The organism is Sorangiineae bacterium MSr11954 (assembly GCA_037157815.1).
Taxonomy (GTDB): Bacteria; Myxococcota_A; Polyangia; order Polyangiales; family Polyangiaceae; genus Pendulispora; species Pendulispora albinea.
This window is the reverse complement of the sequence record CP089984.1, coordinates 2,431,999-2,454,632: the sequence shown is the minus strand read 5'-3', so window position 1 is coordinate 2,454,632 and position 22,634 is coordinate 2,431,999. Positions and strand designations below refer to the sequence as shown.

Sequence of the window (22,634 nt, the reverse complement as noted above, 5' to 3'; positions counted from 1 at the left end):
CTCGCACCCGAGACCAGCAATGACGGTACCAGCCGGTATTTTCGCTCGGGTTCAGGTCGATCGCGAGCGCGTCCGTCCGGCCGGACCTCCCGAATCGCACATACGACAATTTGTCGTACTCTTTGAAAGGCGGCCAACGCCGATCGGCGCACACATACCGCGCTTCGTTCGCGACGACGCTGCCGCGATCGGCCAAATTGTCCGATGCCGCACCTCGAAGCTTCCAGGGAGAGGCGTGACCCGTTCTATCTTGAATGGCATGCCCCGTTCGAAGCGGCAGCTCGACGTCGTCCTCCAGCCAGTCCTGCGATCGGCTGCCATGCGCAACCTCGACCGCATCATCCGCAAGGTGGCCGACAAGGATGTCATCGTCACGTTCATCGGAGAGAGCGGCACGGGAAAGGAGGTGCTGGCGCGCCGCATCCACGATCGATCCGCCCGCTGCCGCGGCCCGTTCATCCCCATCAATTGCGCCGCCATTCCGGAGGCGCTGTTCGAGAGCGAGCTATTCGGCCACGAAAAAGGCGCCTTCACGGGCGCCAACGACCGCGCGCGCGGCAAGGTGGAGGCGGCGGCCGGCGGCACGTTGTTCTTGGACGAGCTGGGCGAGATGCCCATCGGCGTTCAAGCGAAGCTCCTGAGGTTCCTGGAAAACCGTAAATTCATGAGGGTCGGCGGGACGACCAAAATCGCCGTCGATGTACGGCTCGTCACCGCCACATTGCGTCCCCTCGAAGCCGAGGTCAAAACAGGACGATTCCGGGCCGATCTCTTTTACCGCATCCAGGGCATCAGCTTGAACGTCCCTCCCCTTCGCGACCGACAAGCCGATTTGCCCATCCTGGTGCGCCAGTTCGTCGAAACGCTATCGGTCCAACACGGGACCAAGCCTCCCCGGTTCACCCGAGCCGCGATGGCGGCGCTCCGCAATTACCCATGGCCCGGCAATGTCCGCGAGCTACGAAATCTGGTGGAGCTCGTCTGCCTGCTGCGCGACGGAAAGCAGATTCGCACGCGCGATCTTCCGCCCCCCATACGCGAGGCCGCACCCCAAACGGCGCCGACGCGCGGCGAACCACGCATCGCGCCCGGCGCCGAGATCCTCGAAATACGGCTCGATGAACCCCTCGAGGGCACGATCGATCGGATCCTTCGCGCGGCGCTGGACCTCGAGGGCGGCAACCGCTCGCGGGCGGCGCGTCGTCTGGGGATCAGCGTTCGAACGATGCAGCGCTATGCCTCGCGCGCGGTGCCCGACACGCGGCGGGTCGACCCCTCGGCCTCGACCATCACACCTTGACCCGAAGGCTCATTTGCGCGGCCCGGCTCGAAGGAGGTCGTTTGAAAGCACGTTTGCGCGGCGGCTCGGATGGATGCCCATGGCATCGTCGGAGATGATCTCGATCGTTACGTTGGGGTCGAAAAAGTAGCCGTTGGACTGGGTAATCAAGCTCGACCCCCATCCTCGTTTTCGCAACCACGAGAGGGCGACCCGCAGCCGATTCTTCGCGGCCCACGATAAAATCTTTTCGTCCGGCCATCCCGCCTGCACGAGCGTGTTCGCGCTGAGCGGCACGCCCGGCGAATGCAGTCGACCTTCGGTCAGCACCCGAAGGAGGCGCTGAACGATGGCGCGTGCGTGGCACGACACCTTGGTGCCATTCGGCAGGACGAAGAAGGTTCCCCCCGCGTCGACGCGGAACGTAGGCGGGCCCGTACCCAACTGGGGTGTGGGAGGTCCTTCATCCAGCGCCGCTCGCCCGACCAGGTAACGCAATGCCACCGCAAGGTGCGCGAGATCCCGTTCCGCCACCTCGGTGGCCCCGCCCTCGGCCGCCGACGCAGCCGAGGTCTTCGCGCCCGCATCCCCGTCCGTTTCGCGCTCTCCCGAAACGACGCGCGCTGCCCGTAATAAGATATCGGCCGCGGCCGCCAACTCGCCTGGGCACCGCGCGCCCGCAACGACGAACGTGCGACGATCCGGGATGATCACGATGATCTCTTCGGTCGAGGGTGAGCGCGGCAGGCGGATGGCGTCGCCGCATCCCCATGGCAAATGCGAGCTGGCCTCCATTTCGATGGGGGCGCCCGGTAACGTCTCCGCCCCCTTCCTCACGCGCGGGGCCACGACGATCCTACATCGAACCTCCCGCGCGCGTGCCCAACCTCCGCACGGTCCAACTCACCGCCGTTTGCAGCGGTGTCCACCTTCGTCGTGAAATGCATTGCGCCGCACTCCGGGATAGTTCGCAAGATCTTATACGGCCGATCCTTCGACACGCAATTCTGTTTTTAGAATCGCGCGTCCGAAGCGTCAATCCCGCTGAGCTCTCATCGAAATCATCAATCGTCCAGGATCGATACCTTCATTTGATTTGCGCAACCGTTGAGATCTGCCATTCAACTGGGATCGGCGCGTTCACCCTCGTGCGACGTGCGCTCCGGTAGCGCGAAAAGGACATGGCATGCGCGTCGCGCGCGTGTTCGCGATCGCGGCTCCACCCGTGGCGCGACGTGACGGATCGCTCACGCGGCGCGGCACGCGCCCCTCTGCACCGCTCCGAAGACGAACGAGACGCGGGCAGCGGACATGATGGGGCACAGCTCGATCATGACTCTCGCAAATGAGAATACTTCTCGTTTGCTGAGCTCCGATTCGCTTCACCGTCGATTGCGGCGGTGGATGCCCCAAGAATTGAAGAAAGAAAAGGAACGTTCCGCGGCCGACTCGGTCTAAATCGCGCTTCACCTTCGCCGGCTGGACGTCACGAACGCCGCCCCGAAGACGTTCACCGACGAAGGCGTCGCGTACCTCGAGCGGGGTCCGCTCGTGGGGGCGACGCCGTCGGACCTATCTGGACCGCGCGGATCGCCCCCATGCCGTCAGCGCGGTCGCACGAGAAACAGCTTTACGGCAGCGGCCGGGGTCACACCGCGCGCTTGTAGTGCAGCCCCACGACACCGGTCGGATACGGCGTCGTCTCCAGCAGCGCGAACTTCTGGGCGGTGCCCGCAGGGAACAGGCGTTTTCCTCCGCCGACGGAAATCGGGTAGAGGAGAAGATGCAGCTCGTCGACCAGATCGTTTTCCAGCAGCGTGTGCACCAGCTGGCTGCTCCCGTCGGTGAGGATGTTCTTGCCGGGCTGCGCCTTGAGCGCGCGAACCGCATTGACGACATCGTCGCGAATGATGGTCGTGTTGCGCCAGATGGGCTTGTCGAGCGTTTTGGAGACGACGTACTTGGCCGGCGCGTTCATCATATCGCCGAACACGTCGCCGGCCGGCATGGGCTCGAACGCCTGGGCGTGGGTGACATAGGTGCGCCGCCCGAGCAGAAAGGCATCCGTGTCCTTCATGAGCGCCCCGAACGAACGACCGATATCGTCGTGCCAGTAGGGGAGCGTCCAAGCGCCGTGGGCAAAGCCGCCGTCGCGATCCTCGTCCGGACCGCCAGGGGCCTGGATGACGCCATCGAGCGTGATGAACTCCGAAACGATGAGCTTTCTCATTCTTGATTCTCCGTACTTGAGAGGTGGCCTCTTCGTGCTTCTACCGTGGCGTCGAACGAACGAGGCCAGGATCGACACATACGCTGCCGCCTCCGAAGCGTTAATTCATTTCACCTCCTCATCGACGAATGGCGCTCGGCGCGGGCGACCGGCATCTTTGTCCAGCTCGGCTGTCTCGACGAGCCGCCGCGTGATCGCGTCCAAACGTTTTTCGAACGCCTGGACCTCGGGGCGAACGGTGTGGTACGCGCCTGCGGCCGCACCTTCCGGCTCGGAAAAGGCTTTCATCGCCACGAACCACCGGCTCGGTATCGCGGACGACGCGATCGCTCGGCTACTTGCCAGCGGGTAAGCGCACGACGAAGTGGGGCGCCGCGGCGAGCTTGGAGAAGTAATCGACCAGGCTGACCGTCGCGCTGCGAAAGCCGTCGCGCGATTCGGGCAGCGTGTACGTCTTGCCCTCACCGCTTCCAAACGCATACGAGGCCATCATTCCGCCCACGCAATCGGCGACCAGCGGCGAGCCCGCGAGGAGCTTGGCGAGACCTTTGTGATCGTCGAACGCCGGCGTCGCTCCGCCGAAGTTGGTGATGCTGCCGCTCGGGTCGATCGGCTTGTCGCGCTCGGACGTGCGGTACGTGCCCGCTACGTCGAAGTGCTCGAGGCCGAACCCGATCGGATCGATCTGCCGGTGGCACCCGGCGCAACCCGATTTGGTCGAGTGCACGGTCTCGTAGAGCTCGCGCGTGGTGAGGCCCGGCTTGGGCACCGGCGGCTCGCCCGCGTTGGGCGGCGGCGGCGGGAGGTCGGCGATCGATTCGGCGGCGGCCACGAGCTCGGCCCCGCGCGTCTCGTCGATCGCGAGGAGCTCGACGTCGTTGTCGAAGCCGCTCTTGGACGAGGGATCCGCGCTGAGCGAAGCGCCGGCCCACTCGGACCCGAGCGCGAAGACGTCGCGAATCGAGCTCTCGTATTCGGCCTTCGTCAGCCGTCGCAGTTGGACCTTGCCGATCGACGTTCCCTCGGGGATTGGCTGATGGGCGGCCGCTTCTTCCTCCGGCGTCGTCGGCTCGTCCCCGCTCGTCGGGGCGCTGCGATCCCGATTCCCGCAGCCCGCCGCGCCGAGCACCGCAACTCCGAGGATGGCCAGCCATGTCTTCGCCGAGGTCTTCGTTCGCGGTCTCATGCCTTCACCTCGCGCAGCGCGCCGGCGGCGCCGCCGTTGCCCACGTCGATCCCGTTCACGCCCATCGACTCGCAGAGCGACAGGAGCAGGCCCGCGTGCGAGCGGGCGCCGAGGTTCACGATCTGTTTGCCCTTCAGATATCCGCCGCCGCCGCCCATCATCACGAGCGGCAGCGATTGGCAGTTGTGCGCTTGGCCGTCGGCGATCTCGCTGCACCACAGGACCACCGAGTTCTCCAAAATCGTGTGCGCGGGATCGAGCGGGTCCTTCTCACCGAGCTTGCTCAGCAAGGTGGCGAGCTGCTTCGCGTACCACTCTTGGCAGCGCGCGTGGAGCACGCGGCCGGCCGGGTCAATCGATCCACGCATGGCGACGTGCGGAGCGCGAGCGCACCCTCGAAGTCACTTGAAACGGATCAGAGATGATCCATATTTTTCTTCGTCGAGGAGATCGCTCGTCCCGTCTTCGCCCGCAACGGGGCGGGCCCAATCGTACGCCACGCCCGTCGTGCGGCGAGCCACGTTCCCGTCGCTCCCACGATGCTCCCCACGGAACAAAGGGCGATGACCACGACGCGCCAGAGAAGCGGCCGCGCGAGAAGAGCGGGGAGGTCGAGGCTATGAAGCCCGTGGTAAAGCCATCGATACGTGCGGCTCGTTTGGTCGTGCCGGCGAAGGACGCGGCCCGTCGTGAGGTCCACGTAATGAGCAATCGACCCCGATTCGACTTTCATGACGGGAAATGGCAGGTCCGGCTCGAAGTGTGTTGGATAGTAATAAGCGTCCGCGGCGGAGAGCTCCGTCACGCGCGAGGGCGCTCCCGCCGTCAACGCCTCGACCTCGCGGGCGAGCCACGCGGGAGGAACGCGCGCGAGCGCGCCGCCTCCGTGGGACGCCGAGACCATCATGGCCCGAACGGGGCTCTCTCGGCAGACGTAAAAAGGCTCGCGGACGATCTGAACGAGCTCGAGGCTTCGAACCGTGAGATGCGGCGAGCATGCGGCGACGGCATCGCGCACGGATCGCACGAACGCGCGGGGCTCGAGCGCGCCACCGCGTGCACGTTCGCGGTCGCCCGCGCGAGGGCTGCCGTAGGGTTCGAGCGAAAAGGGATCGAGCGACAGCGCCCCGCTCACGAGCCAGGTGAACACCAAGGCCCCCGCGGTGAGCCCAGCGCCGTGGTGCCAGACGAAGACATTCTTGCGGAACGGGCCGAATTGCCTGTGGCGAATCATGTGCGTTGCAGCGCGCACCCCGCCGAGAACGATCCCCGACAGCGCGGCGCACGCGCCCACACCGGAGAGCGCGACGATCGACCATCGCCAGAGCGCGCCATGACGCCGGAGTGGGACCACGTACAACCAATGCGGGATCGCCCCGAGCCACGCGAGAACACGCGCGCGCGCCGTGCTGGATTGCACGACATGGCCCGCGGGAAGCGACACGTAAACCTCGGTGCCATCATGTGCCGCGGCGTGAAGCATCGGAAGCCATCCGTGGGATTCGGCGCGCGGGGTCCATGTGTCCGGAGTATTCTGGATCACGGCCCATTCAGGCGCGCTTCCGAGCCAAGCTCCAGCAAGCTCACGCGCCTGGGCTTCCGAGGTCGGTCCCAGCGCCCTCCCGGATTCGACCTCGTAGCGTGCAATGCCACGATTGGCCTCGATTTCCCAAATGATCTGCCCCATTCGGGCAACGATTCGAACGGAGCCTTTCGGCACCACCCCCGCCGGAAAGGCCGCGGCACCCGTGACGTCGGGAACCCATACCGCGCCACCGGCAGCCATCTCATCGAAACTCGAGACCAGATGGCCGCTTCGTTCGAGACGCTGCCGCTCGGTCACCTCGGGGAACCCACCGCCAAGGGTCATGACGATCCCAGAGACGAACCAAACCAGGACAAGGAGCGACAGGGGCACCCCGAACCACCGATGCACCCGAGCCAGCCGCTGGACCCACGTGGAGGAGGAGGACCCGGTGCTCATCTCACGCCCCGGATCGCGACAGACCACGAGCGCCAGCCATCGACGCGCGAGCCGTTCGAGAGCGTGTACGAACCACGAGCCGATGTCGCTCGATGCGCGGCACGTGGCGAATCCGCAGAGGCCAGAGAGCGTTCATTCCGGGCAACCTCGAAGCGCGCGTTGATACCGCTCCCACAGCCGAAGGGCCATTGCGCTTTTTGTCGCACCGGCCCTTCTTCCGAAAGTGGCGATTTGGCGGGCGAACGTAGGTACCACCAACTCCACGAACGAAACGTTACGCGCTATCCATCGAGTCGAAACATCGGTACATCCGAGACGAAGGTTCTTTAAATCGTTCCGAGCAGCTCGACCGGTGGAGCACGACCCGCTCGTTGCGGTCATCGCCGGTGCGCAGCGCCGGCGGCTCCCTCGCGCACGCCCCGCAGCGGCGCATGGATCAACGGTAAATAACCGGCCCCTGACCGTTGACGGGAACGAGCATGGTGGTCTCGCCCCACACGTTGAAGTCGTGGGCCATACCGTAATGATTGAGCTCGGCGAGGGTATTCTGTTTGACGGTGAACGGACCGGCCTGAAGGTCATTGCGATGCACACCGCCGTTGGGATTGCCCCAATTGTATCGTTTGAAGACTTGCACCTTGACCTCCCGGTACTGCGCGCCATTGACGGTGGTCTCGTTGCCGCCGCCCTGAATGCGGTATTGGTAGCCGTTGAGCGCGTAGTACCAATCGAGCACCCGCCTGTCCTCGCCGGCGGTCTTGATGTCTTGCTCCATCGCGTCGGCCACGCTGGCCGACTTCCAGCCGCTGTCGAACGCTCCACGATGGGTCATGCCCGCGCGGACCTGCTCCTGAATGGCTCGGTCGAAGGAGGGCAAATCCTCAATCATCTTTCGCGCATCGATGCGCACGGCCTCGCCGTGCCCATAGAGCCAATGCCCGAGAAGCTCGGCCGCCCTATCGTAATCTTTGACGGTACCAAAATAGGCGACCACCCCCTCCATCATGGTGATGGCCCGTCCTTTTTCGGTGAGATCACCGAGGAACGCAACACGGGCTTGCTCCCAGCCCGGGCTCGGATCCACCGGCCGATTGTCCTCCGACAACTGCACGGGCGCGTCGATGGGCGTATCGTTGCGGTAGTATGGCCCCTCTCCAGGGCGCGTGACCGGTTCGGGAGGAGGGCTGCCCGCGGGGGGAAACGTGTCACCTGGCAGGCCTGCATGACCAGGTATCGGTTGCCCGGTGGCTCCGGCGTTCCCTCCGGGTGGCTCTCCGGACGTGCTCGCCGAAACGGGCCCCACGTAGTGTTGCACGGGCGCAGCCGACGGCGGTGTCTCGGTGCGCCCGCTCGCCCCGATCTCGGTAGCCCCACTGGCGAGCGCATTCTTTCCGAAAGATTCGCCATTCCCGGCCGCGCAGTTCGCGCCAAACGTAGCCGCACACGCGACTCGTTTTCCGATCTGCGTACCGAGGGCGCGATACCCGACCACCACCGTCAGCAGAATCGCCATCAGAAGGAGCGCATATTCGGTGGCGCTCGCGCCGCGCTCGTCTCGCCACCACAAAGGTCGAATCGCCATTCCACGACTACGCATAACCACTTCGACACGAGCGCGATACCCCAATAACCCCAATCGATGCGAACGAAATTCCGTTCACGCCCAGAGACGCCCGAAGCCTCCACGAAACCGTCCGCAGAGGTCCAACCGCGAATTGGCGCGAATGATCCCAAACGAGCGCCGCTCCGATAGCACACTTCGCTCGGACGGCGCCCTCGCCCGCTACAGCATGTTCGAGAACGCCACGAGATCCGATTTCTCCCGCTCGCTCAGGGCGGCTCCAAACGGCGTCGCCAGGGCGCGATCGTAAATTCGACGATATCCTCGAGGGCGGCCTCCTTGCCATCATGAAAATAGGCGGATGCGACGCAATGTTACGCAAACCGGGCACTTTGAATGGCCCACTATCCAACCATTTCCCGGTGACGAGCGCTCGCCCCGCGTCGTTCACCTTGGTGGTGACCCCCGTCATCGTGTGCTTGAACGTATGAACGCGCAGCTCCTTGGCGAGAAAACGCTCGGCGTGCATATTGGCTGGCAGCGCCGGTCCCCGCCGGCCGAACCGATGTTGAAGACCTTCCCTGGGGAGGCGAGATCGTTGACCCCCACATTGAAAGCCGTATGGCAACTCGAGCAAATGCGAGTTACCCACGGGGTCCCTATCCGATGGCGCGGCCGCACCCCTTTCGCGGCTCGCGAGGGTCCCGTATCATCCGAAATACACTTTTAGGAGAGTTTCACCTCCGCGCCCCCGGTGGAACGGTATCCGCGCGAATGGCTATTCGAGAAATGCCGGAAACTTGGGTAACGAGGTAAAATCCTCGCGCGCGTGCTGCACCACGAAGCGCCCATGGCTCTGATCCACCAGCGACTGGATCCGGTCGATGGACGAGAGCGTTTGTGCGCGGTCCGAATTGAGCTTTGGCACCCAGTGATGCTCCCAGTTCGCGCGGGTGTGACAGAGGTCCCCGGAGAGGACGACGGTGCCGGCGCGGGCGAGGCGAAGCGCCAGCGACTGGTGCCCTGGCGTGTGCCCCGGTGTCGCTAGGATGCGCACCATGCCGTCGCCGAATACGTCGAAATCGCCCTCCAACGAGCGCACTTTCGCGGTCTTGTAGCCGGAAAATACCTTTGGATCCACGCCCAGAGGGGTCGGAGCGCCGAGCGCCCATTCGAGCTCCTTCCGCCCCAGGAGCCAGGTGGACGACGTCGTGAAGAGGTTGGCGTTGCCGGCGTGGTCCGCGTGAAGATGGGAGAATCCCACGTAGGTCACGTCTTCGGGACGGAGACCGAGGGTTTGGAGCTGGCCTTGGAGCGTCACGTCGACGTACTCACCTATTCCGAGCGGGCCCTTCACCGGCGCTTGCGCGATCGCGTCGCCCAAGCCGGTGTCCCACAAAAGAACGCCGCGCGGGTGGCGCACCACGAAACAAGGGACGGTGACCGTCCCCGCGCGGCCACTGGGTTTACCCGATTCGGAGAACAAGATGCCCATATCCGGGACCTCGACACGACCGCAGTCGAGCGCGTAGAGGCGGAGGGACGGCACGGCGCCGGGAGCCGCGGCGCGGGGCGAAGGAGCGGCCGCGGCGGAAGTCGCTGGCGACGAGCCTTGGCACGCCGTCGCGAGCGACAGGAGCGTGACGGTGAGAAGGGCGAGCTTGTTCATGCGCGGAGAGCTTTAGAGCCGCGCCGCGAGCCCGTCGAGCCCATGGCTTTGCAAGAAGGACGAGAACACCCCGCGGTATCAACCACGAGAGCGCGCTCGGAGCGCGCCGAGGATCTCATGCGAAGGCATCGCGAAAGCCCTCCAAGTGGAAGGTGGCCTGCTCCAACGCGCGCGGGATCGGCAAGAGGGAGAGGAGCGGGGCTCCCTCGGCGACGTCGATGTGAAGCCCCGGTTGGCGCAGCGCAAACACGGCCGGGGTCGCATGAAAAACATCCGTTCGTACCACGCCGCGGAGGACGTCGTACCCGCGGCCAGGGATGCCCTCGAGCAGCATGGAGCATCCGGCTCGTGTGTGCATCAAGGCCCATGGCTTGACGAAGAAGTGCGGCTCGCCGGCGGGATGCGGCGTGAAGTACTTCGTGAGGTACCAGAGAGCGCCTTGGTGTACGCCTTCGTCGCCTGCGCCGAGCACGCCGGTCCACGCCGCGCGAATGCGCTCGGCGTGCGCAGCAAGACGCGCTCGGTCGAAGTCGATGGCCACATGTTGGCCGTCGAACCGCGCGGAGAAGGCCACGGCGTTGCGGAAGACGAAGCGGTCCGGCGCGTAGGGCTCGGGACGCGGCCCCTTCGCGCCGGCGATCTGCCGCGGGCATGCCTCGAAGACGGTGGCGGGCCCGGCGCAAGCCGCGCGCACATGAAGGTCCGCCGCGCTCTCGGCAGGCGATGGCGCGCGGGTCGCGAGGTGCTTGTACTTGCGCGACGGATGCTCTCGTTTCGTCGCGAAATAGTGCGCATCGTAGAATGCCAGATGCGCGCGGGCGACCTCCGGGGCCTCGTCGAGCGGCACACACTCCAGACGCGCGCGCGCGGGCAGCGCCGCGAGGGTCGCGATCTCGCCATGCAGGACCACCGTGTCGGTGTCGTCCGCCGGTGCGATGCCCAGCACCAAGGGACAATACGCATCCGTGTCGTCGAGGATGACTTCGTCCACCGTGAACGTGACGGCTCGGCGGTTTGCGGTGGACGATTGCCGCAGGCGTACCCCCGCCCTCGGCCGCACGAGCAACCCGGTCCAGAACGCGACGGCGCTGCCCGTGGAGCGCCGCGCGAAATGACCTGCGTCGACGATGCCGCGTTCGAGCCTCTCGTGCCAGACGCCGCCGCGCACCAGCAGCCCACGCGCGACCGCCATGGGAAGCGTGGCGCGATGCTCGCGTGCGTAGGCCGGCTCGTCCTCGAAGCTCGACAGGTGGAACGCCCCCAAGCGTCTTCGCAGCTCGATGCGCTTGCGGAGGGCGATTTGAAAGCCGAACGCGTTTCCCTCGAGGAGCGGCATGCACGCTTGCGCGACCCGCAGCGGAACGGAGCCGTCCAACGTGGGCGAGCGCTTCTCCAAGGTGCATAGCCCCAGGACATCGATCACGTCGAAGGCGACCCGCGGCTCCGCGCCGAGATCGTGCGGCGGCTGCGTCAACTGCAGCCTCCACCGCCGCCGCATCCACCGCCGCCGCCGCACCCGCCGCCTCCTCCACAGCTCGACGAGCTGCAGCTCGATCCCCCGGCTCCGGCCACTGGCAGCGGCGGCGCAAAAATGGGCGCCATCGCTTCGAATCCAGGGAGCGCCGCGACCAGGCCCACGCCCGCCAGGGCCACCGCGAGGCTCACATCGGGCGCGGCGAGGCGGCGACCGCGCTGCACGTCCGCCCGCAACGACTGGGTCGCATCGTCCAACCATGCGAGGTACTGCTTCGGTCGCGAGCTCACGCCCACGTTGGAGAGCATGCGCCATGTGACGAAGGCGACGGCCATCATCCCCATGAGCAGGACAAATGGCATGTTGGCCTCCCCGTGGGTCGCCTCCTGACGCACCATCATTCGGATGATGGCGATGCTCTCCGCGAGGGCGCCGCCCGCGAGCACCACACACGCCAACACCATCTTCGCCCGCGCAGGGCGCACGAATCCCGCGGCCTCGAGCTCCCGTTCGAAGCGATCTTCCTCCTCGATGGCGACGCCTTTCGCGATACCCGCCGCCTGCGCCAAGGTGAAGCTCCGGACGCTCCGAAGATTGGCCGCGAAGCGCGCCACCAGAGGATCCGAAGGCCGCCCGGCGAGCGCCGTCGTATAATTCGCCGCCGGCGGGGAATCGTTCACGATCCACCCGCTCGCCAGCGCCTCGCTGAGGAGCGTCTCCGCGACGCCATGGCTTCGATTGCGCAGGTACGCGACGGTCCAGAGCTCCTCGCCTTGCGGGATCCAGCCGATGCTGAGCCCCCGCCCCGGGCGAGGCACGGCGGCATAGCGATAATCCGCGCGGACCGAGGGTGCGGGGGCGGCCGGCTCGTTCGCTCGATCGTAGCGCTTGCTGAGCGCATCGGCGAGCACCCGCGTCCCCAGCAGAATGGCGCCTGCCATGATCGCATAGAAGACGATCCAGCCCTCCGAAGGGGGGAGATTGAACGGGAAAAAGTCGAAGAGCTCCGTCATATTTCCTCCGTCGTGTGGTGAGCGTTGACCTCGCGCAGCACGGCATCGAGCAAGCGCACGAGGCTCTCGAACGCGGCCTCCGCGTCCTCGCACGAGCGATGCAGCGGTGCGACGTCGACACCGTACGCCTTGCCTGCAGCGTCGAGCACCGCGGGGAGATGATCGTCCGATGGTCCGAAGCGGAGCTCGAGCCACGCGTGCAGGGGCGCGCGCACCTGCTTGATCTTGCGCTCCACGGCGCCGGCGAAGATGGGCCCGCGGGCCAAGTCGGTGGCGACGCGGCGGAGGCGAATGCGCGCCTCGCGCAGCTCCTGTTCGATGCGCACCCGCAGATGATGCGGGTCGATGGTGAGCCCTTCGAAGGGGCTCTTGCCGTGGATGCACACGCTGGCGCGCGCGATGTCCGCGTAGAGCAACGGAAACACATCGGCGGCGTGCGGGACCTCGGCGGAGGTGACCAGCATGACCTCGATGCGCGCGGAGAACCGGGCGAGCTGGAGCGCGGGCCCGATGGCTTCGAGCAACGCCCGCGGATCCGAACGGAGCACCGCCAGCACATCGACGTCGCTCTGGCCCTGGCGGTATCCGCCTCGGGCTGCGCTGCCGTAGACGAGGAGCGCCTCCAGCTCGTCGCCGAGGACACCGATGAGCGATGCCTTCAGCTCGTCGAGCCTTCGCCGAGCCGATTCGGGGAGCTGCGCGAGTTGCTGGGCCATGTGCGTTTCCTCTCGTGAAGGCGCACTGCAGCAAGCGCGCCGAAGCCTTTGCGCGCGGAGACGCGCCGTCCATCGGAGAGCCGTTCGAAGCCGAAGAACGGCCCCCATCGCGGTTCGAGCGCGCCATGTTCATCCGGCCCGCTGAAGCGCGCGCGCAAAACGAGGCGATCGATCCGCGCATCGTCGCGGAGGCGCGGATCCTCGAGCGCCGCCTGCACGATGCGCCATGCGTCGGCCGGGCCGGCTCCGCGCGGCAATCGTGCATGGCGCTCCATCGCGCCTGTCGCCAGCGGTCGCACGATTTCGGCGCTCCGCGCGAGGCTCGCGAGGAGCGGCAGCGCATCGTCCACGCGCTTGCGCTGCAGGATTGCACGTGCCCGCGCCAGCGCCGAAAGCCCAATTCGTTCGGCGAGCGCGCCCGCCGGAGGCGCAACGTCAATCAAGAGCGCCGCCACCTGCGCCTGCAGGCTCTCGAGCTCCTTTGCCGACGGCTCGCGCGCATCGCCCGCATCCCCCAGCGAGCGCACGTCATGCAGGCTCGATGCGCGCGGGATCGCGGTGTCCGTCCGCTGCATGTCGCGCACCCGTTCGAGCTCCGCGCGAAGCCCATCGAAGGCCCCGAAGTCCGCGTCCCGTTCGAGGAGGACGGGGACATCCGGCTTGCGCGCAAAGAGCGCGGCCACGAGCGCGAACACATCCTCGTTCACCGAATGGGCGTGCGTGTCGAAGTAAAAGCCGGCCTCCTCGACTCCGCCCGCGATGTGCACCATACGCACGTTTTCGAGCGGATATTGCTCCAGACGCCGCGCGGGGTCGACCCCTTCGTTGCGCGCATTCGCATAGAGGTTGCTCACATCGAGGAGCAAATCGCACCCCGTGGCGCGCACGATTTCACCGTAGAACGATGGTTCGTCCATCTCGTCTTCGGGCCATCGAAACGACCACGCGACATTCTCGAGCAGCAGCGGAACGTCGGGCAAGACCGCGCGTGCACGCGCCACGTTGCGCGCCACCAGGCGCACGGCATCGCGTGTTCGCGGCAGCTCGGTCAAGTGCCCGATCTCGCGTCCACCGGCGCGGGTAAAGGCCACGTGCTCCGTCACGAAAGGGGCACCGAGCTCGCGCGCGAGGGCACCGAGCCGGCGCGCCCGCTCCATGTCCACGCCCTCCGCACTGCCCAGGGAGAGCTTCACACCATGCGGAATGACCGGCCATATTTCCGCCAACGCACTCGCCTCACGGCGCAAATGGCGTTGCGTGAAGCACGTCTCCGCCACGACCTCGACGAAATCGATCCGCGTGCGCTCACGCAACAAATCGACCGCAATTTCGGGCCGCCACCCTATGCCAACCCCGCCACGACGAGGAAACTCGCGGACGATCACGTATCATGTAATTCGTCATCGATCCGTGCGGTGTCAAGCTCGTCTTGGTGCCGCGGGCGGTGCATGGAGGGGGAAATGACTTCGATGGACCGCACCTTGAAGTCGCGGCGTGGTGCGCGCCGGAGGTCCATGGCATTGGGCTTGCGTTGGCACACCCGTTACCGGCGGCGAGCTTTGGCTCGTGGTACGTATACGTGGCGCTTGTCGCGATCGCGGCGAAGGCCGTCGAGACCGTCCGGCCTTTCGGCCATGTCCTGGTCGTTCAGGCCCCCGGACATAGCGCGTTCATGTGGTCCGATCATCCGCTGCCGGACGCCTACAGAGGCGATCCGCGCGACGTCTTACCCCGCATTCCCTGTTGGTGATGGCACATCGTCCGCTTCACGTCGGACCAAACGCTTCATTGCCTCCTCGCGCGAGGTACGTGCCTCCTGCATTCGAAAAGACGGCATCCTCTCCTGCACGGTCTATCATCCGTCGTGTTGGGCACGGCTCACATGAGAACGTGAGCGGCTTTGAATGGCGGGGATCCGAGTCCTCAGAATCCAACAGGTGTGCACATGATTCGACTTGTGGTGCGACATGGATCACTGGGCGGAACGACCTTCGAATCCATCGATGACCGCATCTTGATCGGAAGAGACGAGCGGAACGACCTCATTCTGAACGACCCGTGTGTGTCGATCCACCACGCACAGATCGGTCGCGTGGCAAACCGGTACGTCGTGATGGACTGCGATTCCACGAACGGCACCCACCTCCTTCGCGAGCGTCGCCGGATCGTGCTTCAGCCTCTAAAGCTGACAACTCTTGCCGATGGTGACATCATCGATGTTGGAGGCGTTTCGCTGCAAATTACCCTGACGCCCACACTCGACATCAAGGAGCTCTTGGCGGATTGGCGTGCGTGGGCCGAAGTACATGGTAATGCGCATCGCCGGGTGGCTCTTGGTTACATCGAGAAGGCGGCAGAGCACACGCGGGCGCACGCGGAATACGAGAACATCGGGCAAGCGCTCGAGCTCCTGTCCGCGGGGGTCAAGACCCGAAAAGAGTGGGTAGCCGCGCTGGAGGGTCTCAGCACGCGGCTCGACGCACTCCGAAAGAACGCGCCCGGCCTCATCGATGCCGACGATCTGACCTGTGCGGCGCACGAACGAAGCGAGTCGCTTCGAGAAGAAGTGAGCGCCTCCGTCAAGAAAGACGGATACCGAGGGCCCAACCTCCCCATCAACGAGAAGTTGATGGGGATGCTGGGTGCGAGGATGGCCGGGAGGTACCCCGAACTTCGGGCCGCAGAGCAGACACGGCTCAGCGCACGCCGGCAGGAAGCGGACGCGCCGGCGACGGAGGGTATGGATTGGGCAATGGCGTTACGAATATTGCCCTCAAAGTACATGGTGAGTTTCGGTATGCACCTGCACGACCTGCAAGACGCCTTGACGCACGAGGACACCGCTACGTGAGGCGCTTTCAACCAACGGCATTCGAGCGACGCTCGTCAAGCGACGCTCGTCACCCAGGCGAATGCTCGCGTGTGCTCAGGCGCCTCGGTCACTCCTCAAAAGTTAGCCGGAACGCCAAAACGGAACCACCTTGGCCCTTTTTGGGCGTCCGGCTCTTCCGGGTACAATCCCGCACACGAGCGGTCGAGCGACCGGGTGTTGATTTCAAATGTTCGCAAACGTGGGCAAAGCCGCGCATGGGTGGCATATTTATGAATACGTCATCCGCAAAATATTCCCCCTTTCGCCGCGATGGTGGGCATAGAGGATGCCACCATGGTCAACACTCCTAAGATATTTCAACTTGCTCCATTGGCACTCCTCGCGACGGCCGCCGTCGCCTCCCCCGCCCTGGCATTTCCACTCGGAAATGGACAGGAAGCACAACGCTCCGCGCCGAGCACGTTCGAGCTCGAAGCCGCGGAGGTCGACTTCACCGCCATCATTCGATTGTCGAACTGCTCGGGATCGCTCGTCCGATTTACCACGTCACGCCCGACCGATTCCGCATTGGTGCTCACGAATGGTCACTGCATCGGCAACTTTCCTCCTCAAGGGACGGCCGTCGTGAACCAAGCGTCCAGTCGCACGTTTTCTCTTCTCTCGTCCAACGGTCAGACAACGCTCGCCACGCTCCGAGCTTCGCGACTCGTCTATGCCACGATGTCGGGCACGGATATTGGAATTTACCGTCTAACCTCGACATACGCTCAAATTCAGTCGAGCTACGGCGTCACCGCACTCACCCTTTCCAATGTGCATCCCACCGTGAGCACCCCCATTCGCGTAGTATCCGGCTATTGGAAGAAGATCTACTCGTGCGCGATCGACAAGTTCATCTACGAGCTGCGTGAAGATCAGTGGAGGAGCCACGATTCAATCAAATACAGCCGGCCGGGCTGCGAGACCATCGGGGGCACCTCCGGGTCGCCCATCATCCACGCGCAAACACGCGAGATCATCGGCATCAACAGCACCGGCAACGAAGATGGCGAACGGTGTACCATGAACAACCCTTGTGAGGTCGATCAACAGGGACGCATCACCGTGGATCACGGGGCCTCCTACGGCGAGGAGACTTATCAAATCTACACCTGCCTCGATGGCAACAATCAGCTCGATCTGAACAAGGCTGGCTGCAAGCTCCAAAAACCGCGCGCGGACGTCTCGGAGCTTTTCGAGGAAGCCGCCGACTTCCCACCGGAACGAGGCGTGTCCGAACACCACGACGGAACGACATCGTAAGCCGCAAAGGCGGTCGGGCGCCCACCCCGACCCTTCCATGGCGACGAAGCCCTCGAATCGAAGCGTCCAGAAGCGCTCGGATGGAGCTACGCCCTTGGGAAAACGCTAATCGACGATGCGAGGAGAAGGAGCGGCTTCAGCCGGGTTGACCTTTGGATCGGCGGCCATTTCGACCAGGGACACGATGCTCTTGCCGTCGTCCGTCGGGGCGGTGCCAAGAACGACCATCAGGCCGTCCTTGATGTAGCCGCGCACGTCGCGTTCGGGCTCGAGGCCGTGGGGCACGGTGAGAAAGCCGCGCGCTTTCATTTCGGTGTCGTACGCCTCGACGATTTCGCGCGGGGTTCCCATCGAGAGGTATCCGCGCACGCCATACGGCGTTCCGTCGATGGACGCGGAGAGGGTGCGGCGCGCGCGAATGGGGCGCGGTAGCGCGGGGTTGTCCGTGCCCGGCTCGTATTCGTCGGTTGCCACCAGCTTGTCGAGGTGGAAATGCGTCGCGGTCCAGACCGTTAGAACGTGCGACTGGGAACCATCGCTCCGGACGAAGGCGTAGCGCACCCGTCCCAAGGAGCCGAGATCCTGCGTCCGCTCGAACGCGGCCAATCGATCGAGCCATCCATCGGGCGTCTCCTCCGCCTTGGGAAAACAGACGACCATTCCTTCGTTGTCCTCCTCGTGCCGGATAATCCCGGGATCGAAGCGATTCAAATCGACCTTCGCGAGATCGGATCCCTTGGAGAGCCGTTGCCATGTGCCCTCGCTTACCCCGTTCTCGCGGCAGTTCGCCGCGAAGCGGCCCAGGATCTCGCCGATTGGATCGCGCGAGATGCTGCTGCCGACCCACGCGGTCTCACCATCGATATTGATTTGCGCGCGCTCGCCGAGCAAGTCGGCGATGGGGAGCAGATCCCGCCCGACCTGAAGGGAGCCCTCCAGCACTTGGGCTCGCGCCGAGCGGGCCGTAAAGATCGCTCCAATCAGGAGGAGAGCTCCAAAATACGCGACGACGCGATACACCCGTGGCCCATTCTTCACGGCGGCGGCCATGGAGTCGCCGCGAGCTCGCTTGATCAAAAGCTGAATCCACATGGTCGTTTCCTCGGTTTCGGACTAAGTTCGAAGAACCCCGCGGCGTCCGCGATTCAAAGCACGAGCCCGCGGGCCATGCCCAGCAAGGTTTTGACGATGTCCATCATACCGCCCTTGAACCCCGATTCCGGACTGCAATAGACGTAGCTCGTGGTCGTTTGCATGTTGCGTCGAACCATGCTCGTGAGAGGTGCGTTGGTCGCCACCCGGCGTTCGATCATGGTCGTGGAGGTAAAACCTCCGGCAATGACGGAGGCCAGATTACCCTGTGCGACCGCCGTTCGACCCTGCTCACCGCCCACGCGGCTGGCGCCGCCGACCAGGCTGTCGAATCCACCGCTGCCCCGCTCCCCGCCGCTGGGGCACGAACGCAGCGAATTTTGAAATGCCTTGTGCCGGGTCACGAGCATCGACTCTTGCTTGACCGTAATATTGTTGTAGGCGAATATGATCAATCCATAGAATATGACTATGACGGGCATCACCACGGACGCCTCCGCCAACGCGGCGCCCCGCTCTCTCGCACGATTCGTACGCATCGTCGTTCTCCTGGGTTTCAATGATAGTTACCGGTGGGGAATCGCCCGGCCGTCTGCGAGCGCTCCTTGACGATCGCCTTGCCCATGTCTCCGAAGTAACGCACGGCCGCGTCCAGGAGGGGCGCATTGGCGGTCTTGGCGTAAGCCTCTCGGAATCCCTTGCCGGTGAAGTACTCGAGCCCCTTCTCCAGCCCCACGCGCGCAAACACCTCGGCGAGGTTCATCGATCGCTTCAAGCGCGCCTTCCAGCGAATCGAGTAGAGCGCGTGCTGATATCCCGTGTCGGTGATGCCGATATTGCTCGGGCCATTGCAGCTCGGTTTGCTCCAGATCTCGCCGCAATCGTAGAAGAACTCCGCCTGCGCGTTGTATGCGTGCACGGAATCCTCCACGCGGCCGCCGTATTGCTGGGAGGCGAGCTGCACCCTCCGACTCGACGTATCCTGAAAGTCGCCGCCCATCGCCCAGCCGAGCACCACGAAGTGGGTGTCGCCGTTGGCAAAAGCCATTTTCTTGGGCCCTTCTTCCGCCCAGAGGTCGGCGTCGCCCAACGGAATGTCGAGCGCCACCCCGAGCTTTTTCAACTTTTTGACCGCCCCCTCCAGCTTCCCGGCGACGGATTCGACCTTTGGCTGCAGCTTCTGGGGCACCAAACCTTTGATCTTACCGCCGCAATGAATCCACGCAGGCGCGATGGCCACGGTCTCCACGGCTCGCGCGATCCAATTGCCGACCATCGGAATGGGGATCGCGCTCCGGATCCAATTGGTCAACGAGCTGATGGGGTAGCCGATCGCCCGCACGCACAGCGCCTGGTTCTTCTCCGGGCTCACCGGTAACCCGAGGATCTTGTGCTCTCCCTTGTCGAGAACCCCTTTGACCCCACCAGGCGACTTCGCCCCCGAAGGCAACTTATCCGATTCTCTCTCCTTGTAGATGGGAATGTTGGATGGGCCCAACGCAACCCCCATGAAGGAATCCTTTTGGTCGCTGTAGTGACGCGCCGCCTCCGCCCCTGCCGCGCTGCCGAGCCATGGGGCGGAGAGAGCGACGCTCGTCGACGCGACGCCGAGCGCGGGCAAGGCCGCTTTGAGGCTTGCCTTTTCGTATTTGACCGCGAGCTTGTAAGGCAGCTGCGCCGCTCTCGCGAGCGCCAGCGCGGCCCCTTGCCCGCCCGGGATGACGGCCGCTACGATCGCCAAAAGAAGGAGAATATCGCCGATCAGCGAGAGGATGAGATAAAAGGCAACGAGCGCGAGCGAAATGACGTTGATCGCCGCGATGGCATTCATCCCGCGCGCATGGACCGTGGCCGACGAAAGCGCGACGGAGTCGGCGACCTCCTGGCCGCGGTCGCGAAAGACGATGGCCTGTCCAATCCCAATCAAGAACCAGAGCGCCCCGCTCAGCGAGAGGGCCACCAAGAGCCCTATCACCATGATGGCACCTCGTTCATCGTTCTTCAGCCTTTTGACGGAATTCACGTATCCTCCCCTCGTCGTTCGCCCAATCGTCCTTGCTCGCCGAGCGCACTTTGGGTGCATCGCTCAATAGCCGCTGCCTTCTCCACCGCAGTTGGACCCCGCCTTCGAACCATAGACGCCGTTGGTGGCATCGCCCAGCGCGTTCATCTTGTAGCAAGCGCCGTGATTGGGTGAAATAGCGCGAATTTCCTTCGACAGCACCCCCGAACGGCAAAAGAGGTTCTTCCCAATCGGAACACCGCATTGGTATCGGAACGCGACCGTGGTCGACACGTCGCCGAACGGCTTCGTGCAGCCCGTGCCGCTGCCGCCAGGATAGCTCACATGGATCTTCTCGACTGTAATCCTGCCGTTCCAGGGCCCGAGCGCAGCCTTCGCCGCGGCCATGTAGTTCTCATTGCCTTCTCCCTCTGCGGCTTCGGCCGCGTGCGGAACACATCCTTCCACCACGCTCGCATAGCGCGCGACCACGGTCGTCGCATGGCGCATCACCACCCCAGCCGTGAACCCGAAGGCCATCTGCGTGAAGCAGAGAAAAGCGTACAGCAGCGGCATGAACGCGATGAGGAACTCCACGGCGATGGCGCCGCGCTCTTCGTGCCTCAAGCTGGCCAAGGATGTCGGCATATTGCTTCCTCGCAAATGGGATAGGCGGGTGTCGAGGCGGTGTCTCTCGCCCTCTCACGGCTTCTATTTCGTTAAGCAGGGCTCATGCCGAGGCCATTTCGAATGAAGAGCCCACCGGGCGCCGGTCCTGAGATACTCTCCGGCGCGGCGATCTTTTACAAGTAGATAGCTCGTTGGATGTGGCCGGGACCTGCAAGCGGCGCCTCGCGGGTGCGATCGCCGGGATCGCATTGGTGCGATCGGGTCGATCGATTGCCAGATGTCTACATAGGGTCGTACATACGAAAGATCGACTGGATTCACGAGAATGGGTTCGTGAGCTCAGCGGCAATTTGCTTTTACATATGACTTTGATGTCGAGTCGATGGGCGTCCCCGGACCCAGCTCCGAAGAACGTTCTGCCCGCGACACCTCACATCGCGAGCAGTCCGTGAATGAGCTGGCAAGAAGCGGGGCTGCATCGTCGTCCGAACATCGCGCGCGCTCCGGGGCGTCCCTCGACTCGGCACGTCGAGGGCCGAGCGGGTGCGCCACATCACGGCTGAGCTCGCCATTTCTATTTTGCCACTTGTGCAACTTGACACAACAGAAAATAAACCCCACAAAAGAAAGGCGATGGATGACAATCGGAAGCGGGGCCGGCCGCGCAAAGATCCCGAGCACCTGGCCACATGGGTGCCTCCGGCGGACTGGTCGCGCCTCGTCGTTTGGATCTCGGCGGAGGAACGCAAGGCACTCAAGCGCGTGGCGCTCGAAGCCGACACCTCCGTCGCGCAGCTCGTGAGGGCGCTCGCCAATGGTTTGTCGTTCGGGGTCATCACGTCGGACGAGTTGCTCAAACAGATTCGGAAAGGGTTTCAGGTCATGGAGAAAATACCGACGATCTTCGATCGAGGCGACGGGTTCAAGGTCGTCGACCAACCGCGCAAAGGATGCGAGTGGGTATTCGCCGGAGAAGGGCGCGCCACGGAGAAGCTCGACGGCACGAACGTGAGGCTCACGATTCGTGCCGGTCACGTCGTGCGCGTCGAGAAGCGTCGCAATCCAAGCAAGCTACAGAAGCAACAAGGCGTCATCGACGGGTGGTACGTCGACGCCGACGAACACGGCAAGGAGGACAAGTGGATCTTCGAGGCCGTCCGCGGCACCGACGTCCACGGTTGGCCCGACGGCGAACACTCGGTGGAGGCACTCGGGCCGAGCATTCAGGGCAACCTTCTCGGCCTTGCGAAAAACCTATGCGTGCCATTCAACTTGGAAATCCCGGCTTACGAAGACGTGCCCCGCAGCTTCGACGGATTGAAGGCATTTCTCGAGAAGCTCGACAGCCGCTTTGCCCCTGGCCACCTCGCCGAGGGGATCGTTTTCCACCACCCCGACGGGCGGCGCGCCAAGATCAAGCGCAAAGACTTTGGCCATGGCGGCTAACTCCGGCGAAGCGCGCGAGAGCGATGTGACATGGGGCCGTCGACTTCGACGGCCACGCTCGATCAAGCATGGGCGACGCCGTCCCCGACAAGACCACCGACCCGCACGGATTGGCCAAATTTATCCGAAATAGAAATTCGACGCTCCTCGACCTAAATATCCCCCGCACTGTTTCCAGGATGCCCTTTAAATCGATTTTGACTTCGCCCTAGACTGA

At 64.3% G+C, this 22,634-nt stretch carries 20 protein-coding genes; 4 read left to right on the top strand and 16 right to left on the bottom strand.

What is annotated here, in order from left to right; translation table 11 throughout:
* Window positions 1–259: 259 nt before the first annotated feature.
* Entirely contained in the window at window positions 260–1,300 is a 1,041-nt protein-coding gene (locus LZC94_10040; GenBank protein WXB17600.1) for a sigma-54 dependent transcriptional regulator, read from the top strand.
* Window positions 1,301–1,309: 9 nt separating this feature from the next.
* Here LZC94_10040 and LZC94_10035 read toward each other — a convergent pair whose 3' ends face one another.
* The 12 genes from LZC94_10035 to LZC94_09980 all read right to left on the bottom strand — a co-directional run bounded on the left by LZC94_10035 (window position 1,310) and on the right by LZC94_09980 (window position 14,497).
* Entirely contained in the window at window positions 1,310–2,128 is an 819-nt protein-coding gene (locus tag LZC94_10035) for a hypothetical protein (protein WXB17599.1), read from the bottom strand.
* A gap of 799 nt (window positions 2,129–2,927) precedes the next feature.
* Window positions 2,928–3,509, bottom strand: coding sequence for a dihydrofolate reductase family protein (locus LZC94_10030; GenBank protein ID WXB17598.1), 582 nt, complete (start codon window positions 3,507–3,509; stop codon window positions 2,928–2,930).
* A 105-nt stretch (window positions 3,510–3,614) separates the two neighbouring features.
* Window positions 3,615–3,803 carry a hypothetical protein gene (locus LZC94_10025; GenBank protein ID WXB17597.1) on the bottom strand — a complete coding sequence of 63 codons (189 nt, stop codon included), beginning with the start codon at window positions 3,801–3,803 and terminating at the stop codon, window positions 3,615–3,617.
* Between the two features lie 40 nt (window positions 3,804–3,843).
* The gene (locus LZC94_10020) at window positions 3,844–4,695 is read right to left on the bottom strand and encodes a DUF1588 domain-containing protein (protein ID WXB17596.1); all 852 of its coding nucleotides are present in this window, start codon (window positions 4,693–4,695) and stop codon (window positions 3,844–3,846) included.
* Window positions 4,692–5,063, bottom strand: a complete 372-nt coding sequence (locus LZC94_10015; GenBank protein ID WXB17595.1) for a hypothetical protein — start codon at window positions 5,061–5,063, stop codon at window positions 4,692–4,694. Before LZC94_10015 ends, LZC94_10020 begins: the two co-directional genes overlap by 4 nt.
* 47 nt (window positions 5,064–5,110) lie before the next feature.
* Window positions 5,111–6,679: a hypothetical protein gene (locus LZC94_10010; GenBank protein WXB17594.1), complete on the bottom strand. Its 1,569-nt coding sequence runs from the start codon at window positions 6,677–6,679 to the stop codon at window positions 5,111–5,113.
* A 436-nt stretch (window positions 6,680–7,115) separates the two neighbouring features.
* Window positions 7,116–8,192 carry a hypothetical protein gene (locus tag LZC94_10005; GenBank protein WXB17593.1) on the bottom strand — a complete coding sequence of 359 codons (1,077 nt, stop codon included), beginning with the start codon at window positions 8,190–8,192 and terminating at the stop codon, window positions 7,116–7,118.
* An 826-nt stretch (window positions 8,193–9,018) separates the two neighbouring features.
* Window positions 9,019–9,909, bottom strand: coding sequence for an N-acyl homoserine lactonase family protein (locus LZC94_10000; protein WXB17592.1), 891 nt, complete (start codon window positions 9,907–9,909; stop codon window positions 9,019–9,021).
* A 115-nt stretch (window positions 9,910–10,024) separates the two neighbouring features.
* A complete protein-coding gene (locus tag LZC94_09995) occupies window positions 10,025–11,383 on the bottom strand; it encodes a hypothetical protein (GenBank protein ID WXB17591.1) in 1,359 nt (452 codons plus the stop codon).
* Window positions 11,380–12,396 carry a hypothetical protein gene (locus tag LZC94_09990; protein WXB17590.1) on the bottom strand — a complete coding sequence of 339 codons (1,017 nt, stop codon included), beginning with the start codon at window positions 12,394–12,396 and terminating at the stop codon, window positions 11,380–11,382. The genes LZC94_09995 and LZC94_09990 overlap by 4 nt, the downstream gene beginning before the upstream one ends.
* Window positions 12,393–13,112, bottom strand: a complete 720-nt coding sequence (locus LZC94_09985) for a nucleotidyltransferase domain-containing protein (GenBank protein WXB17589.1) — start codon at window positions 13,110–13,112, stop codon at window positions 12,393–12,395. Before LZC94_09985 ends, LZC94_09990 begins: the two co-directional genes overlap by 4 nt.
* On the bottom strand, window positions 13,055–14,497 hold the full coding sequence (locus LZC94_09980) for a DUF692 domain-containing protein (GenBank protein WXB17588.1): 1,443 nt from the start codon (window positions 14,495–14,497) through the stop codon (window positions 13,055–13,057). The genes LZC94_09985 and LZC94_09980 overlap by 58 nt, the downstream gene beginning before the upstream one ends.
* Window positions 14,498–15,057: 560 nt before the next feature.
* Between LZC94_09980 and LZC94_09975 the strand changes: the two genes are divergently transcribed.
* The gene (locus LZC94_09975; protein WXB20370.1) at window positions 15,058–15,963 is read left to right on the top strand and encodes an FHA domain-containing protein; all 906 of its coding nucleotides are present in this window, start codon (window positions 15,058–15,060) and stop codon (window positions 15,961–15,963) included.
* Window positions 15,964–16,278: 315 nt separating this feature from the next.
* Entirely contained in the window at window positions 16,279–17,247 is a 969-nt protein-coding gene (locus LZC94_09970; GenBank protein ID WXB17587.1) for a serine protease, read from the top strand.
* A 105-nt stretch (window positions 17,248–17,352) separates the two neighbouring features.
* Here LZC94_09970 and LZC94_09965 read toward each other — a convergent pair whose 3' ends face one another.
* The 4 genes from LZC94_09965 to LZC94_09950 form a co-directional block, all read right to left on the bottom strand.
* The gene (locus tag LZC94_09965) at window positions 17,353–18,339 is read right to left on the bottom strand and encodes a hypothetical protein (protein WXB17586.1); all 987 of its coding nucleotides are present in this window, start codon (window positions 18,337–18,339) and stop codon (window positions 17,353–17,355) included.
* 53 nt (window positions 18,340–18,392) lie between these two features.
* Entirely contained in the window at window positions 18,393–18,878 is a 486-nt protein-coding gene (locus LZC94_09960; GenBank protein ID WXB17585.1) for a hypothetical protein, read from the bottom strand.
* Window positions 18,879–18,895: 17 nt separating this feature from the next.
* Window positions 18,896–20,317, bottom strand: coding sequence for a hypothetical protein (locus LZC94_09955; protein ID WXB17584.1), 1,422 nt, complete (start codon window positions 20,315–20,317; stop codon window positions 18,896–18,898).
* A gap of 108 nt (window positions 20,318–20,425) precedes the next feature.
* Window positions 20,426–20,989, bottom strand: a complete 564-nt coding sequence (locus LZC94_09950; protein WXB17583.1) for a hypothetical protein — start codon at window positions 20,987–20,989, stop codon at window positions 20,426–20,428.
* Between the two features lie 615 nt (window positions 20,990–21,604).
* Here LZC94_09950 and LZC94_09945 point away from each other — a divergent pair.
* Window positions 21,605–22,417 carry an RNA ligase family protein gene (locus LZC94_09945; GenBank protein ID WXB17582.1) on the top strand — a complete coding sequence of 271 codons (813 nt, stop codon included), beginning with the start codon at window positions 21,605–21,607 and terminating at the stop codon, window positions 22,415–22,417.
* The last annotated feature ends 217 nt before the right edge of the window (window positions 22,418–22,634 follow it).

Excerpts from the sequence above, each read along its gene's own strand:
- LZC94_10015 (WXB17595.1), bottom strand. The coding sequence starts at position 5,063 with ATGCGTGGATCGATTGACCCGGCCGGCCGCGTGCTCCACGCGCGCTGC.
- LZC94_10000 (WXB17592.1), bottom strand. The coding sequence starts at position 9,909 with ATGAACAAGCTCGCCCTTCTCACCGTCACGCTCCTGTCGCTCGCGACG.
- LZC94_09975 (WXB20370.1), top strand. The coding sequence starts at position 15,058 with ATGATTCGACTTGTGGTGCGACATGGATCACTGGGCGGAACGACCTTC.
- LZC94_09985 (WXB17589.1), bottom strand. The coding sequence starts at position 13,112 with ATGGCCCAGCAACTCGCGCAGCTCCCCGAATCGGCTCGGCGAAGGCTC.
- LZC94_09945 (WXB17582.1), top strand. The coding sequence starts at position 21,605 with ATGGATGACAATCGGAAGCGGGGCCGGCCGCGCAAAGATCCCGAGCAC.
- LZC94_10040 (WXB17600.1), top strand. The coding sequence starts at position 260 with ATGCCCCGTTCGAAGCGGCAGCTCGACGTCGTCCTCCAGCCAGTCCTG.
- LZC94_09970 (WXB17587.1), top strand. The coding sequence starts at position 16,279 with ATGGTCAACACTCCTAAGATATTTCAACTTGCTCCATTGGCACTCCTC.
- LZC94_09990 (WXB17590.1), bottom strand. The coding sequence starts at position 12,396 with ATGACGGAGCTCTTCGACTTTTTCCCGTTCAATCTCCCCCCTTCGGAG.
- LZC94_09965 (WXB17586.1), bottom strand. The coding sequence starts at position 18,339 with ATGTGGATTCAGCTTTTGATCAAGCGAGCTCGCGGCGACTCCATGGCC.
- LZC94_10030 (WXB17598.1), bottom strand. The coding sequence starts at position 3,509 with ATGAGAAAGCTCATCGTTTCGGAGTTCATCACGCTCGATGGCGTCATC.
- LZC94_10010 (WXB17594.1), bottom strand. The coding sequence starts at position 6,679 with ATGAGCACCGGGTCCTCCTCCTCCACGTGGGTCCAGCGGCTGGCTCGG.
- LZC94_09955 (WXB17584.1), bottom strand. The coding sequence starts at position 20,317 with ATGGTGATAGGGCTCTTGGTGGCCCTCTCGCTGAGCGGGGCGCTCTGG.
- LZC94_10005 (WXB17593.1), bottom strand. The coding sequence starts at position 8,192 with ATGGCGATTCTGCTGACGGTGGTGGTCGGGTATCGCGCCCTCGGTACG.
- LZC94_09960 (WXB17585.1), bottom strand. The coding sequence starts at position 18,878 with ATGCGTACGAATCGTGCGAGAGAGCGGGGCGCCGCGTTGGCGGAGGCG.
- LZC94_10020 (WXB17596.1), bottom strand. The coding sequence starts at position 4,695 with ATGAGACCGCGAACGAAGACCTCGGCGAAGACATGGCTGGCCATCCTC.
- LZC94_09950 (WXB17583.1), bottom strand. The coding sequence starts at position 20,989 with ATGCCGACATCCTTGGCCAGCTTGAGGCACGAAGAGCGCGGCGCCATC.